The organism is Pelorhabdus sp. sgz311001, assembly GCF_055901755.1.
The window spans coordinates 124613-138707 of sequence record NZ_JBVXUT010000005.1; the positions used below are offsets into that span (position 1 = coordinate 124613).

At 42.3% G+C, this 14095-nt stretch carries 16 protein-coding genes; 5 read left to right on the forward strand and 11 right to left on the reverse strand.

Annotated features, from left to right (window positions below):
• The 8 genes from fabD to AC0MXB_RS13370 all read right to left on the reverse strand — a co-directional run bounded on the left by fabD (window position 1) and on the right by AC0MXB_RS13370 (window position 6665).
• Window positions 1–945, reverse strand: coding sequence for an ACP S-malonyltransferase (gene fabD, locus AC0MXB_RS13335; RefSeq protein WP_474040197.1), 945 nt, complete (start codon window positions 943–945; stop codon window positions 1–3).
• 28 nt (window positions 946–973) lie between these two features.
• Window positions 974–1915: an enoyl-[acyl-carrier-protein] reductase FabK gene (gene fabK, locus AC0MXB_RS13340; RefSeq protein WP_474040198.1), complete on the reverse strand. Its 942-nt coding sequence runs from the start codon at window positions 1913–1915 to the stop codon at window positions 974–976.
• The gene (locus AC0MXB_RS13345) at window positions 1908–2918 is read right to left on the reverse strand and encodes a beta-ketoacyl-ACP synthase III (protein WP_474040457.1); all 1011 of its coding nucleotides are present in this window, start codon (window positions 2916–2918) and stop codon (window positions 1908–1910) included. Before AC0MXB_RS13345 ends, fabK begins: the two co-directional genes overlap by 8 nt.
• Window positions 2911–3930, reverse strand: a complete 1020-nt coding sequence (gene plsX / locus AC0MXB_RS13350; protein WP_474040199.1) for a phosphate acyltransferase PlsX — start codon at window positions 3928–3930, stop codon at window positions 2911–2913. The genes AC0MXB_RS13345 and plsX overlap by 8 nt, the downstream gene beginning before the upstream one ends.
• Before the next feature lie 41 nt (window positions 3931–3971).
• The gene (fapR, locus tag AC0MXB_RS13355; protein ID WP_474040200.1) at window positions 3972–4523 is read right to left on the reverse strand and encodes a transcription factor FapR; all 552 of its coding nucleotides are present in this window, start codon (window positions 4521–4523) and stop codon (window positions 3972–3974) included.
• Between the two features lie 148 nt (window positions 4524–4671).
• Window positions 4672–4848 (reverse strand): 50S ribosomal protein L32, encoded by a 177-nt coding sequence (gene rpmF / locus AC0MXB_RS13360; protein ID WP_474040201.1) that lies wholly within the window; start codon window positions 4846–4848, stop codon window positions 4672–4674.
• Window positions 4849–4873: 25 nt separating this feature from the next.
• Window positions 4874–5389 carry a YceD family protein gene (locus AC0MXB_RS13365; protein WP_474040202.1) on the reverse strand — a complete coding sequence of 172 codons (516 nt, stop codon included), beginning with the start codon at window positions 5387–5389 and terminating at the stop codon, window positions 4874–4876.
• 79 nt (window positions 5390–5468) lie between these two features.
• Window positions 5469–6665 (reverse strand): acetate/propionate family kinase, encoded by a 1197-nt coding sequence (locus tag AC0MXB_RS13370; RefSeq protein WP_474040203.1) that lies wholly within the window; start codon window positions 6663–6665, stop codon window positions 5469–5471.
• Between the two features lie 182 nt (window positions 6666–6847).
• Here AC0MXB_RS13370 and AC0MXB_RS13375 point away from each other — a divergent pair, with 182 nt between their 5' ends.
• Window positions 6848–8083, forward strand: coding sequence for a nucleotidyltransferase (locus AC0MXB_RS13375; protein WP_474040204.1), 1236 nt, complete (start codon window positions 6848–6850; stop codon window positions 8081–8083).
• A 59-nt stretch (window positions 8084–8142) separates the two neighbouring features.
• Window positions 8143–8523 carry a nucleoside recognition domain-containing protein gene (locus AC0MXB_RS13380; protein WP_474040205.1) on the forward strand — a complete coding sequence of 127 codons (381 nt, stop codon included), beginning with the start codon at window positions 8143–8145 and terminating at the stop codon, window positions 8521–8523.
• On the opposite strand, the gene recA is transcribed toward AC0MXB_RS13380, so the two are convergent.
• Together recA and AC0MXB_RS13390 are read right to left on the reverse strand one after the other, a co-directional pair.
• A complete protein-coding gene (gene recA / locus AC0MXB_RS13385; RefSeq protein WP_474040458.1) occupies window positions 8456–9523 on the reverse strand; it encodes a recombinase RecA in 1068 nt (355 codons plus the stop codon). The genes AC0MXB_RS13380 and recA overlap by 68 nt on opposite strands.
• A gap of 408 nt (window positions 9524–9931) precedes the next feature.
• Window positions 9932–10120, reverse strand: a complete 189-nt coding sequence (locus tag AC0MXB_RS13390; RefSeq protein ID WP_474040206.1) for a hypothetical protein — start codon at window positions 10118–10120, stop codon at window positions 9932–9934.
• Window positions 10121–10185: 65 nt separating this feature from the next.
• Between AC0MXB_RS13390 and AC0MXB_RS13395 the strand changes: the two genes are divergently transcribed.
• From AC0MXB_RS13395 to AC0MXB_RS13405, 3 genes are all read left to right on the forward strand, one after another.
• Window positions 10186–10992 carry a J domain-containing protein gene (locus AC0MXB_RS13395; protein ID WP_474040207.1) on the forward strand — a complete coding sequence of 269 codons (807 nt, stop codon included), beginning with the start codon at window positions 10186–10188 and terminating at the stop codon, window positions 10990–10992.
• A 133-nt stretch (window positions 10993–11125) separates the two neighbouring features.
• Window positions 11126–12583, forward strand: coding sequence for a recombinase family protein (locus AC0MXB_RS13400; protein ID WP_474040208.1), 1458 nt, complete (start codon window positions 11126–11128; stop codon window positions 12581–12583).
• Between the two features lie 33 nt (window positions 12584–12616).
• Window positions 12617–13561 carry a sporulation integral membrane protein YlbJ gene (locus AC0MXB_RS13405; protein WP_474040209.1) on the forward strand — a complete coding sequence of 315 codons (945 nt, stop codon included), beginning with the start codon at window positions 12617–12619 and terminating at the stop codon, window positions 13559–13561.
• 42 nt (window positions 13562–13603) lie between these two features.
• On the opposite strand, the gene AC0MXB_RS13410 is transcribed toward AC0MXB_RS13405, so the two are convergent.
• Entirely contained in the window at window positions 13604–14089 is a 486-nt protein-coding gene (locus AC0MXB_RS13410) for an ATP synthase F0 subunit B (RefSeq protein WP_474040210.1), read from the reverse strand.
• Window positions 14090–14095: the final 6 nt, after the last annotated feature.

Below are 14095 nucleotides of genomic sequence, written 5' to 3' on the forward strand. Positions count from 1 at the left end.
TTAGCGGACCTCCTTGAAATAATCAAGGGTTTTTTCTAAGGATGCCATATCTTCTACATTTAAAGTATGAAGTTCTTTGGCAATCTTTTTCGTAAACCCTGTCAGAACCTTTCCTGGCCCGACTTCTACCATATCGGTAGTTCCAAATGATTGAATCGTCGCCACACAATCTTCCCATAACACCGGATGAGCAGCCTGCTTCACCAGCGATTCTTTAATTTCAGTAGAAGAATGGAGCGTCTTGCCATTGACATTTGCCACAACCGGAATAATGGGATCGCAAATATTGACTTTATCAAGCTCAGCAGCTAATCGCGCTGCAGCAGGCTCCATAAGTGTACTATGAAAAGGAGCGCTTACTGGCAGCATCACAGCACGTTTCGCGCCAGCTGCTTTTAAGGCCTCTGCTGCCTTTTCCACGCCTTGACTGGAACCAGCAATAACGATCTGTCCTGGACAGTTAAAATTAACAGCCTGCACCGTTTCACCGGACTGTTCTATACTTTGGCAAGTTTCAATAACAAGCTGACGGTCAAGACCTAAAATAGCAGCCATACCGCCTTCCCCTAAGGGAACAGCCTCCTGCATAAATTGACCGCGTTTTCTTACAAGTCTTACTGCGTCAGCAAAAGAAAGGGCACCTGCAACAACAAGGGCGCAATATTCACCCAAACTGTGGCCTGCCGTAATAGCTGGAGTTAAGCCTTTTTCTTTTAATACCTCATAGCAAGCAATACTCATCGTTAGTATCGCCGGCTGCGTATTATAAGTTTTCTTCAGCTCTTCTTCCGGTCCCTGAAAGCACATATCTGTAATAGAAAACCCAAGCGCTTCATCAGCTTCCTGAAAGATTTTTTTTGCTACAGCAAATTGATCATAGAATTCCTTTCCCATTCCCACTGACTGAGAACCCTGACCTGGAAATACAAATGCAACTTTACTCATAGCGACCTCCTTCTAAGCCCAATTAGAATTATCTAAAAGTATTTAACTGAGAAATCACTTTTGGAACACCATTAACAAGATCTTGAATAATTTCTTTCACAGGCTTAATATCTTGAATTAAACCAGCAACCTGGCCGACCATAACAGAACCATAGTCCGTATCGCCGTCTTTTGCGGCAGCCCGAAGCTTACCAACGCCTTTTTGATCTAATTCTTCAATTGATGCGCCACTGCGTTCCATTTCTTCAAGCTCTCTAGTAAGTTTATTGGCAATCACTCGAACAGGATGACCTGTCGTAAGACCAGACACCACGGTAGAACGATCTTTCGCTTTTAAAATAGCCTCTTTATATTTTAGATGAGCTGTACACTCCGTAGAAGCAACGAAACGCGTACCAATCTGAACACCTTGGGCGCCCAATGCTAAAGCAGCAATCATCGCTCGGCTATCGCCAATACCACCGGCAGCAATTACCGGAATTTTAACAGCATCAACCACTTGTGGTACTAGTGTCATAGTAGAAATAGTCCCTACATGGCCGCCGCTTTCCATTCCTTCTGCAATAATTGCCGTAACGCCCACTTTCTCTAGCCGTCTTGCCAGAGCAACAGACGCTACCACCGGAATAACTTTTGTATTAATCTCCTGTAGTGCAGGAATATATTCGCCAGGATTTCCCGCTCCTGTTGTAATTACAGAAACTCTTTCATCTATGACAACTTGCATCACCTCTTTTACAAACGGTGAGCGAAGCATAATATTCACACCAAAAGGTCTATCTGTCATTTCTTTTGCTTTTCGGATCTCTGCCCTCAAAATATCCGCAGGCATTTGACCTGAACCAATAAGTCCCAAAGCGCCTGCATTCGATACAGCGGCTGCGAGTTCTGCTGTAGCTACCCAAGCCATTCCACCTTGTATTATGGGATATTCGATCTGCAGCAGATCACACAAGTCGTTTTTAAACAATAGTTTTATCCTCCTTGCTCCATTTTATAACAGCTGAAGCCCAAGTAAGTCCAGCTCCAAAACCAACAAGTACAACATTGTCGCCTTTTTTAATCGTTCCAGCATGATATGCCTCATCTAAGGCAATCGGAATCGACCCAGCGGAAGTATTGCCATATTTATCAAGATTTACAACAACTTTTTCCATGGGCATTTTTAAACGTTTTGCCGCCGATTGAATGATACGTATATTAGCCTGATGTGGTACAAGTACATCCACATCACTACGAGTAAGACCAGCAGATTCCAAAGCTTTCAATGCGGCCTCTCCCATAATCTTAATGGCAAATTTAAAAACTTCATTACCGCTCATAAAAACATAATGTTCCCGATTGGTCACAGTAAGAGCACTAGCTGGCAAACGAGATCCGCCCGCTGGCAATTTTAAAAGTTCACCGCCGCTACCGTCAGCGCCAAGATAACTGCCTAACAGCCCAAACCCAGCTTCCACTTCGCCGAGAACGGCTGCACCAGCGCCATCACCGAACAAAACACAAGTATTGCGATCTGTCCAATCAAGAATTCGTGATAACGTTTCTGCCCCAATCACTAAAACCTTTTTATAACAACCGCTTTTTATAAACTGAGTTCCTGTAACAAGACCATAGGCAAACCCACTGCAACCTGCTGCTAAATCGAAAGCCGCTGCATGAGAAGCCTGAAGTTTATCTTGCACTAAACAAGCTGTTGAAGGAAAAAGCATGTCTGGCGTAGCTGTTGCCACAATAATAAGATCTATTTCATCGGCAGTAACACCAGCGTCCGCCAAAGCACGGCGAGCAGCCATCGTGGCCAGATCAGAAGTACTCTCTTCTGCTGCAGCAATTCTACGCGCTTTGATCCCCGTCCGTTCAACAATCCACTCGTCATTTGTATCAACTAACTTTTCTAAATCGTAATTTGTCATCTCTTTTTCCGGTAAATAGGAGCCAATTCCAATAATCCCAACTGCTTTATTATTCATCATCACTGAGATCACCCTCCTTCGCGAGGCTTTCACGGATATGTTCGACAACTTTTCGTTCTTGAAATTCATAGGCAACACGAATTGCATTTTTGATTGCCTTAGCCTTTGAACTGCCATGGCAAATAATGAATCCGCCATTTACACCAAGTAATGGCGCACCGCCATATTCGCTATAGTCAAGTTTTTTCTTTAAAGTTTTTAAAGCTGGTAAAATCATTAAAGATGCTATTTTCACAAAAAGTCCGCTTTGTTTGATTGCATCTTTGATCATTTCCAAAATTGCTTTCGCTAGGCCTTCGCCAGCTTTCAAAACTACATTGCCGACAAAGCCATCACAAACAATAACATCAGCCGTTCCTTTCATAATGTCACGGCCTTCTACATTGCCAATAAATCGAATTGTTTTTAATTGTTTTAACAGAGGATACGTCGCAAGAGCCTGCTCATTTCCTTTTGTCTCTTCTTCGCCGATATTTAAAAGCCCTACTTTAGGTTCATCGATCTGCATTACGTATTTCGCATAAATGGATCCCATAATACCACTTTGCATCAGATGCTTGGGCTTAGAATCTACATTTGCACCAGAATCAAGTAAAATGGTTATACCACTCTGATGAGGAATCGGTGTAGCAATTGTAGGACGCTCAATCCCCGGAATTCGTCCGAGTCCAAAAAGCGCAGCAGCTACAGCAGCTCCTGTACTGCCTGCGGAAATAACTACATCGCACAGACCTTCTTTGACTAGCCTTGTCGCTACAACGACAGAAGAATCTTTCTTTTTGCGAACAGCGGCGCCGGGATGATCCTCCATGGTAATGACTTCACTGGCATGGTGAATTGTAATTCGATCATTTTTCCCCATTCCCTGCTTGTCAAGTTCCTTTTGAATCAGTTCTTGATCTCCTACCAAAACGATATCGCAGGGCACCGTCTGTAAGGCTTCAATTGCTCCGAGTATAATCTCACGAGGTGCTAAATCGCCCCCCATGGCGTCAACGGCAACCTTCATTGATATCTCCCTTCATCTCCGAACTAACCGATTGGCTGTTGTTACAAGGAAACCATAATAAACTTTGCCCGAAATACTTCTCTATTATCATTTCTGGTTTTCACCCAAATAAAAAACTTGTTTCCTCGTTTTTTTATAACTTCCGCTTTTGCGACTAGTTTATCGCCAACGTGAATAGGCACTTTATATTTTATATTAGCAACGCCCGTTACTGCAACAGGAACATCGAGAACTGCCAAAGCCAAAGAATTGGCCTGCGCATAAATATAATGTCCTCTAGCTACGCGCGTCTTTTCAAAAACCATGTCATCTGTTACTGTCATTAAAGAAATACCATTTTTACCCAGTTCTAAATCAATTAGCTCGCCAACTACTTCAGCACTTGCAATTGATTTTACTTTCCCCTGGGCTTGGTGAGCCATTTGTCGAATTCGTTCGCGTAGTTCCGGAATACCAAGTTCCAGTCGGTCTAAGCGAATCGTCTGAACACTAACGCCCAATAGACGTGCCAAATCTTCATCTTTGAGAAAAGGACTTTTATCAAGTTCAAGACACAATTGATTTTGACGCAACTTTTTTTTGTTTCCGGCCATAGCATCACCCAATTTTTTATCAACAAGTTTTATTACCTGTTACTAACACCAATTATATCGGGCACTCTTAAAAAATGCAAGTGCATTTTACAAAAAAAACAAGCAAGATAAAGCGAATACTCCTTTATCTTGCTTGTTTCACTTCTTATTATTCTGCCGTTACAATCGCCTTTCCGTTATAGAAACCGCATTCAGGGCACACACGGTGGGGCATTTTTAATTGATGACATTGCGGACACGCAATCAGATTCGGAACGGTAAGTTTCCAATTAGCACGACGAGAATCACGACGTGCTTTGGACATTTTACGCTTCGGAACTGCCATGAAACATACACCTCCTCAATAAAATTCACTTTTCTTGTATCAACCGACTTAAAATTGCAAGTCGCGGATCAATAGATTCTTGATTACAATTACAGCTCTGTTCATTGCGGTTTACACCACAAACAGGACATAAACCAAGGCAAGCGTCGCTGCAAAGCGGTTGAAGCGGTTCGTTCAGCAGCAAATTCTCTCGGACAAGTTCATCAATATCAATGAAGTCGCCTTCATAAATAATACAATCAGCTTCTCCGAGCCCCTGACTTAAGGGTTGATTCGCTTCGCGAAAGTCTTCCGCAAAAGAAATCGTTTCTTGCCGTTCAAAAAAAGTCAAACAGCGGTTGCACTCATAAGCGGCCTGCGCCGTAATCGTCCCAGCAATAGTAAGACGGTCGCCTAGGTTTGTGACTTCGCCCTTGACGATAATATCCCCATTTTTATAAGGGTGCTGGCCATCTATGTTGAGCTTCTCCGCGGCGGTAACAAAAGAAAATTCTTGTCTGCCACCCAACTCTTTTTTAGCTTGCACTACAGAAATAAGCATAATGCTCACCTCAACATTTCTATATTATAGCCAGTCAAAAAAGGTTTGTCAAGCAAAAAGACTTGACTGAGAAAACGGCTTAGCCGTTGCAAATTGCTTTTGTATCACGGGCAATAACCAGTTCTTCATTGGTAGGAATAAGGAGAACGGTAACTTTCGAATCGTCAGTGCTAACTTTTGTTTCTTTGCCGCGAACATTATTCTTCTCCGCATCAACACAAATACCCATGAATTCTAAACCTTCACAAATACTAGCTCGCATCGAAGCCGAATTTTCACCAAGACCTGCCGTAAATACAACGACATCAACTCCGCCCATAGCAGCAGCATAAGCGCCGATATATTTACGAACACGATAAGCAAACATATCCAGAGCCAGTTTAGCGCGACTATTATTTTCGTTGGCAGCTTCTTCAATGTCTCTAAAGTCGCTCGAAACGCCGGAAATTCCCAGAACACCTGATTCTTTATTCAGGTAAGCATCCACTTCGGCACTTGTCATATTGGCTTTTTTCATAAGGAAAGAAATAATCGCGGGATCAATGGAACCACTGCGAGTTCCCATTAAAAGACCATCAAGCGGCGTAAAGCCCATGCTTGTATCCATGCAGGCGCCATTTTTTACCGCTGCAATACTAGAACCATTGCCCAAATGGCAAGTAATAATTTTCAATTCATTCAAAGGTTTACCAAGCAAAGTTGCCGCACGCTGTGAGACAAATTTATGGGATGTGCCATGGAAACCATAACGGCGCAAGCCATATTTTTCATAGGCTTCATAGGGAAGACCATAGAGGAAAGTATGTTTAGGCATCGTCTGATGGAAAGCAGTATCAAAAACAGCAATATGAGGCACATTAGGCATAACTTCTTTGCAGGCATTGATTCCGGCAATATTAGGAGGATTATGAAGCGGCGCCATATCAATACACTCTTCGATGCCTTTCATTACTTCTGGTGTAATGAGAACAGATTTCGTGAATTTTTCACCGCCATGAGCAACACGATGACCAACAGCATTAATTTCATCCATGCTTTTTAATACGCCATATTCAGGATTTACAAAAGCATTTAGGACTAATTTAATACCAACAGTGTGCGTCGGAATATCTGTTTTAATAACTACTTTGTCATGACCGGCTGGCTGATGCGTAAGAACCGCCCCATCAAGACCAATTCTTTCCACCAAACCTTTGGCAATAACAGATTCGTCGTTCATATTCACAAGCTGATATTTAATCGACGAGCTACCACAATTTACAACTAATACATTCATAAAAAAATCCTCCTTAGTAACCTAATCTACAAACTAACTCCATAAACTTCGACAGCAAAAGCAAATATCCTTTCCTAAAAATACTTTTTCTTTTATGTAATCGCAATTTATTTTGTTATACTATATTTTAGTATACTAAGAAGAAATCATCTATATATCCGTTCATATCAGGGGGATTGTTTATGAATGCAGTAGGTATTATCGCGGAATATAATCCTTTTCATAAAGGCCATGCCTATCATATCGAGCAGGCTAAAAAAAGTTCCCAAAGAGAAACTGTCGTTGTCGTCATGAGCGGATCTTTCGTACAGCGTGGCGAACCTGCCTTATTTGACAAATGGTTACGAGCAAAAATGGCCCTTTGCGGCGGAGCTGATCTTATCATCGAGCTTCCCACGGTGTTTGCCCTGCGCAGTGCTCAATATTTTGCCGAAGGCGCTATTTCCTTGCTACACCGACTTGGTTCGGTAAGCCATGTTTGTTTTGGCGCCGAAACACCTGATGAAAAACAGTTAAGCGAAGCGGCTAAAATGCTTGACGACCCACACCTAAGTAAGCTCCTATCAGAAAGGATGTGCAACTTCGGCCTGAGCTATGCAGCGGCGCTTGCAGAACTTCTCACAGCTGAATTAGACTTTTCGCTTTCGCCCAATAATATTTTAGCGATCGAATATATGCGAGCCATTCGAAAACTCGCCCCCACTTTAAAGCCTTTACCAATTCTAAGAACAACAGAGTATCATAACGTAGCCATAAACCAGCCGATTGTCAGCGCCAGTGCAATTCGCCAAGCTTTATACCATAAACAAGAAAGCCCACAATGGCAAAAAACACTGCCAACTAGTGTTCTCACTTTAATCCAGCATGCATTACAAGAAAACAGCAAGTTACCCCGATTGGAAAATTTATCCTTGCCGCTTTTAACGCTTCTTCGCACCCATCCGCCGCACTTTTTTCATGACCAAGCAGAAATCACTGAAGGACTGGAATATAAAATACAAAAAGCTGCCAAAGAGGCAACTTCTTGGGATTCCTTCTTTGCTAAGATTATGACGAAACGCTATCCACCAGCAAAGTTACGTCGTATTTTACTGTATCTATTACTGAACGTGTCTCAAAAAGCACTACAAAAAGCCGATGAGCAAGGTCCGCTTTATAGTCGAGTTTTAGCCTTTAATGATCAAGGAAGAAGCTTTTTACGAGAAGCGAAACACACTGCTTCTATTCCATTCATTTTAAAAACAGCACAATTTCTAGCAAGTAACAACTTCGCTTCCGACTTATCACCGCTTCAGCAAATGCTATCCATCGATATAGCAGCAACAGATATCTACAACCTGTCCTTCCCTGAAGCAGCTTGGCAACCAGGCGGTCAAGACTATCGCCGTTCTCCTTATTATCAACGGAAAAGGGAATAACATGATTCGACTACCAATATAATAGGTAATGAAATTCCAAGAACGAAGGAGGCGGGTACATGGCCCCATTTATACAAAAAAGCTATCGCAAACATTGTTTTGCTTACTTCCTAGCCTTGTTCTCTTGTTTTATGACGTTAGCCATGGTTGTTTACCCTAAAGAAGCCTTTGAATCAGCTGTAATGGGTTTAAATTTGTGGTGGAATGTAGTATTCCCCGCCCTGCTACCATTTTTTGTCTTGTCAGAAATCCTTATGGGTTTTGGCATAGTCCATTTTATCGGTGTACTATTAGAGCCTTTAATGCGGCCTTTATTTAATGTTCCAGGAGTTGGCGCTTTAGCGTCAACTCCTGTTTGCCATACGGGAACGACTATTCCTCGCTATCTATCTCGTTGTCTTTTTCAATATCATCACTACCAATTGTCTCTACTACACTGATTTTACTTACTAATAATTTTTCACGAATGGCCTGTTCAATGCTTTCCATTAATTCAGGATTTTCTTTTAACGTCTGCTTGGCATTTTCTCGGCCTTGACCCAGACGATGATCACCATAGGAAAACCAAGTACCACTTTTCGCTATAATATCAAGTTCTACGCCTAAATCAATGGCACTACCTGTCCTAGAGATCCCTTCGCCATAAACAATATCAAATTCAGCAGTCCGAAAGGGTGGCGCTACCTTATTCTTTACCACCTTTACTTTTGTCCGATTACCAATCACGTCATTGCCGTTTTTAATGGCTTCCCCTTTGCGAACCTCCATGCGGATAGAAGCATAAAACTTCAAGGCTCGGCCACCTGTAGTAACCTCAGGATTGCCAAACATTACACCCACTTTTTCACGAATTTGATTAATAAAAATAACAGTACAACGTGACTTGCTCACGATCCCCGTAAGTTTTCTTAGTGCCTGTGACATGAGTCGGGCATGAAGCCCCACATGGGAATCGCCCATTTCCCCTTCAATTTCCGCTTTGGGTACAAGCGCGGCTACAGAATCAATAACAATGAGATCAATCGCAGAACTGCGAACAAGAGCATCCGCAATATCCAATGCCTGCTCACCGAAATCGGGCTGTGAAATCAGTAAGTTTTCAATATCTACACCTAATGCACGCGCATATGTCGGATCAAGCGCATGCTCCGCATCAATAAACGCAGCAATGCCGCCTAGTTTCTGCACTTCAGCAATCATATGCAAGCTTACTGTCGTTTTTCCTGATGACTCTGGTCCATAAACCTCAATGCAACGTCCTCGGGGAATTCCACCTACCCCTAAAGCCAAATCCAATGATAAGGCCCCAGTGGGAATCACTTCAATATTCATTTTGTCAGCCGCTTCGCCCAGTTTCATAATCGAACCGTCGCCAAAATCTTTTTTTATCTTTCTTAATGCCGCCTCTAAGGCATTTTCTTTATTTAGGCCTTTATCCATACGTTCTACCACTTCCAACGCCTCCATACAGAACATTTGTTCGGTTTTATTATAAGAGCAAAACAAAAAAAATGCAAGAGTTAAAACAAAATTTCAAATTTCCATTGACATAAACCGCTAAAATATAGCAATATATTAACTAGCAATAAAAATTTTATTTTGAAAAGTTTATTTAAAGAAGCTTTTAAAAATATTTTGATTGTTTTTTAGTATACTGCAAGAAACAGTACATTTTTAAATTAAAGTGAGTTGATTATAAAATGTTCGATAGTGACAAGGTTGACCCATTAAAAAAGGAAATGGAGATCACTTATCTAAACGAGCTGAATCATGTTGTAGCTGAAAAAGAAGCTTTACGTAAAATTATTACATTTTACAACAGCGATGGAAATTTGGAAAAAACAATTATCAATGTACGTTTTTCTCTTGATATGGACTGGTGATATGCGATAAATTATCGTCTGTGACTCCACTACACAGACGATTTTTCATTTCGTTCTTCATTAACCGGCGTTGAGCGGCCAGTAACAGTAAGAAAACCGCTGTTTTACCATAGGTTGATTCTTCATCTACATAAAAAATTGTTTTTTCTTGCATAAACGATCCTCCTTTCACCTCCTACTAACATAGCAAAAAAAATTTAAAATATGATGGTGATTTCTATGCTAGGCAATTATTATGATATTCTGGAACTTTCCCCACAATCTTCACCAGAAGAAATTCAAAAAGCCTATCGCCGTCTTGTAAAAAAACATCATCCTGATATCTCTACAGACAAAGAAGCGGCAACAGCAAAAATGGCCCAGTTAAATCAAGCTTACGAAATATTATCTGATCCGATAAAACGCCAAGCTTTTGATGCGCAAATCTTGAGCCGTAAAGCAGTAAAACAAACAAAGCGTCGTCCCCATCGTGCTGCCTCCCAAAGCTTCATTGGGCGAAATACAGGCCTTGCCTACGGCGTCGCCGCCTTATGTCTGCTCTTTATTTTTTATGTTTTATCAGTTGACAAACCCCACACTCCCTCCGAATCCAATCAAGCGACGGCAACCAGTACCGCACTGTTCAAAGGAGAAAAAGGAAAAGCAAATATTCTTACCCAATTACTGCCCCAAGATGCGTCGACAAAACAAGCAGGAAAGCATTCTATTACTATTGCAAATCGCCAATCATCCTTGCCGCTATATGGCCGTCTTTGGCTGCTATCGGGCACACCGCAGCCAGTTAGAGCTTTCACAATTCGAGCAGGTGAGCAGCTTATACTAGATCAACTCACTCCGGGAAATTATGAAATACACTATATGTATCTTTACGAAGAAAAGCCAGCAGCGACAGCTTTTAAAACTCAGCCCTTTCTTCTTGTCGCCAAAGAAGTCCCGAATGAAACAACAAAAGACTTTATGATTGAATTGATTTTACCACAACCAGCCACTTCACCACCCTATCCTTTAGATCGCGACGCCCTATAGCAAAAAAACTACGAGCCGCCTGATAACCAGGCGGCGTTTTTATTTTGTAAAAAGTCTTTAAAATGATTCTCAGCCCGCTAAGTGCATCATAAGTTAATAAAAACCCTGAAAATCTACAAAGGGGGACCTCAGCATGAAACAACACCAGCAAGATGCAAGTAAGGAGCATGCTGCCCTTTATTTGCGGGTTTCTACGGAAGAACAGGCCGAACATGGCCTAAGCTTATCTGCCCAGGAAGTTCGTCTTGCAGCCTTCTGTCTTGCTAACAATTGGGAAATTGAAGATATTTATCGTGATGACGGCTATAGCGGCAAAGATTTAAAACGACCTGCTATACAGCGCCTTATTGCTCGGGCGAAAAATAAACAAATCCAACATGTTGTTGTTCTCAAACTAGATCGTCTATCGCGCCGCCAAAAAGATACTCTCTATTTAATTGAAGATATTTTTCTTCCTGAAAAAATTGGTTTTCACTCGGTAACGGAATCCTTTGATACAACCACACCTTACGGCAAAGCCGCTTTGGGCATGATGGCTGTCTTTGCCCAGCTTGAACGAGAAACGATCATCGAACGAGTGAAAATGGCTAAAAAAGAAGCTTCCCGCCAAGGTCGCTGGAAAGGCGGCGAACCGCCCTTCGGCTACTACTATAACCGACAGAAAAAACTACTTCAGATTCATCCCGATGAAGCGCGGCACGTAAAAAAAATTTTTGAGCTATATCTTTCCGGCGAATACGGTTTTCAAGCAATTGCCAACCAATTAAACCAAGAAAAAATTGCAACGCGCCAACAAGTCCGCTGGCTTAAAAGTACCATCCGCCAAATCCTCACCAATCCAGCCTATATCGGGAAAATACGGCATTATAATGAGTACTACACTGGTCACCATGAAGCTCTTATTACCGAAGACACTTTTGAGCTTGTCCAACAAAGAATCCAAAAAAGAACGACAGCAAGACCTGTAAAAGACGCCGAAAACCTCTTGACAGGTCTTTTATTTTGCGCGTGTTGCGGCGCAAGACTTCGCTTTAAAACAAGACATACTAATACCGCCTGCTACAAATCTTACGTCTGTTATACACGACTTGGTTCGCCCGAAATGAAAAAAGCCGATCACTGCACCTTGCCACTACAGCCAGCTCAAGAGTTAAATCAAAAAATTATTTGTCAATTAAACCAACTCATAGTTCCTTCATCATTTTTAGAGCAAGCAGCTCATAAATTGCTGCCAGAAACAGCTGCCCTGTGGCAAAAAAGCGCCCTACAGAAAGAACAAGAAAGCCTTGCCAAACGGTTAAATCGACTCTATGAAGCGTTAGAAACAGGCTTATTGCAGGCAAAGGAACTGGAACCGCGTCTTAAGTCCCTAAAAAACAGGCAAGAAGTTCTTGCAGAAAAAATCAAGACAGAAACAGCTCCATCGACCCAGACAGACTTATCGCTGCAGGCTTTATTACAAGCCTTTCCGTCTATTACAATAAATTGGACGTATTTAACACTAGAGGAACAGCGAACCGTATTATTTGACCTCATCAAGAAAATTATCGTCCATCCCGATGGTTCCCTGTCGATTGAACTGCTCCAATAAGGGCTAACGGTACTTAAGGCTTTTGCTCTATCCATGGGACTCGCTTCAGGCTATCCCATGGATGCCGTCATCACCTGTAAATTTCGCAAAAACAACTTATGCAGCGCCATTGAGGCGGAACGGTTGCTTTCTTTTACCAACACAGCAGATCCTCTATTTATGTTTGGTGCTGTAGCAGTAGGTATGTTTGCCATGCCGGAAATGGGAGCAATACTCGCCTTATCGCATTATCTATCCAGTTTTCTTGTGGGAATTATCTTTCGATTTCATGGCAAAGACCGAGAATCAAAACAACCAACTGCACCAAAACAAACTAGTTTTCTGTTACTTCGGGCATTTCGCGCCATGAACCAAGCCAGACGCGAAGATGGCCGCCCTTTTGGCCAACTCTTAGGCGATGCGGTCCGTACATCGATGAATACAATTCTGCTTATTGGCGGCTTTATTATTTTATTCTCTGTGTTTCTGCGAATTATTTCTGTCACCCAGCTAACCTCGGCTTTGACATCCCTTTTCGCTTGTGGATTGCAGGCACTTGGCTGGCATACCAGCTTAGCTAGCGCACTTGTTACCGGCCTATTTGAAATCGATTTGGGTTCTCTCGCCGCCAGTCAAACCAATGCTCCCCTGGCAGAAAAAATCGCCATAACCAGCGCAATCATTGCCTGGAGCGGCTTATCTGTCCATGGACAAGTTGCCAGCATTGTTATTGAGTCAGGAATTCGTATGACGCCTTATATGATAAGCCGCCTACTTCATGCTTTCTTGGCAGCCCTAATTAGTCTACTTCTGATCGACTCGCCGTTTTTAAGTCACTTTTTTATTTCGCCAGTTTTCGCAACAACTGGACCAGATGCCTGGCTGTTTCACTTGCAAAGAACTGGCCAAAATATTTTCTACTGTTTAGCCTTTTTGCTGGCTTTTTCACTAATGTGGAGTACTTTACGACGCTGCAAAACATTCTTACAAAAAAAGTGAAAGGCAGGGACTAATCCCTGCCTTTCACTTTTTTTCTGCTTGTTACTTCAAACGATCAGATTTGACGGAAGAATGAGCCTGCCTCACCACGTCAGATAAAGAATTTAAGTTGGTTTCAAGATGAGTAAAAACATCGTCAGCATAACGTAACGCGTCAGTTCTCAGTTTTTCCGCTACCTGTTGCGCTTGTTGGGTCATCTGCTCAGCCTGCGCCTGACTTTGACGCGTCAAAGCATCCGCTTCTTCCTGCGCTTTTTTCATAATTACATTTTCATCGGTCAGCTTAGCACTATAAGCCTTCGCCTGTTCAATAATCTTTTGCGCTTCCTTTTGCGCTTCATCAAGAATTCTCTGTCTGTCAGCAAGCACACGCTTGGCATCAGCTAGTTCTGTCGGCATAGCCTCACGAAGGTCATCCATCAGTCTCGCCAAATCATCTTCTTCAATAACTCGCTTATTGGTAAAAGGTACCCGCGCCGCCTCGACAATAATGGCTTCCATTTCATCTAATAAATCGTCAAGTTTCATGCTCTC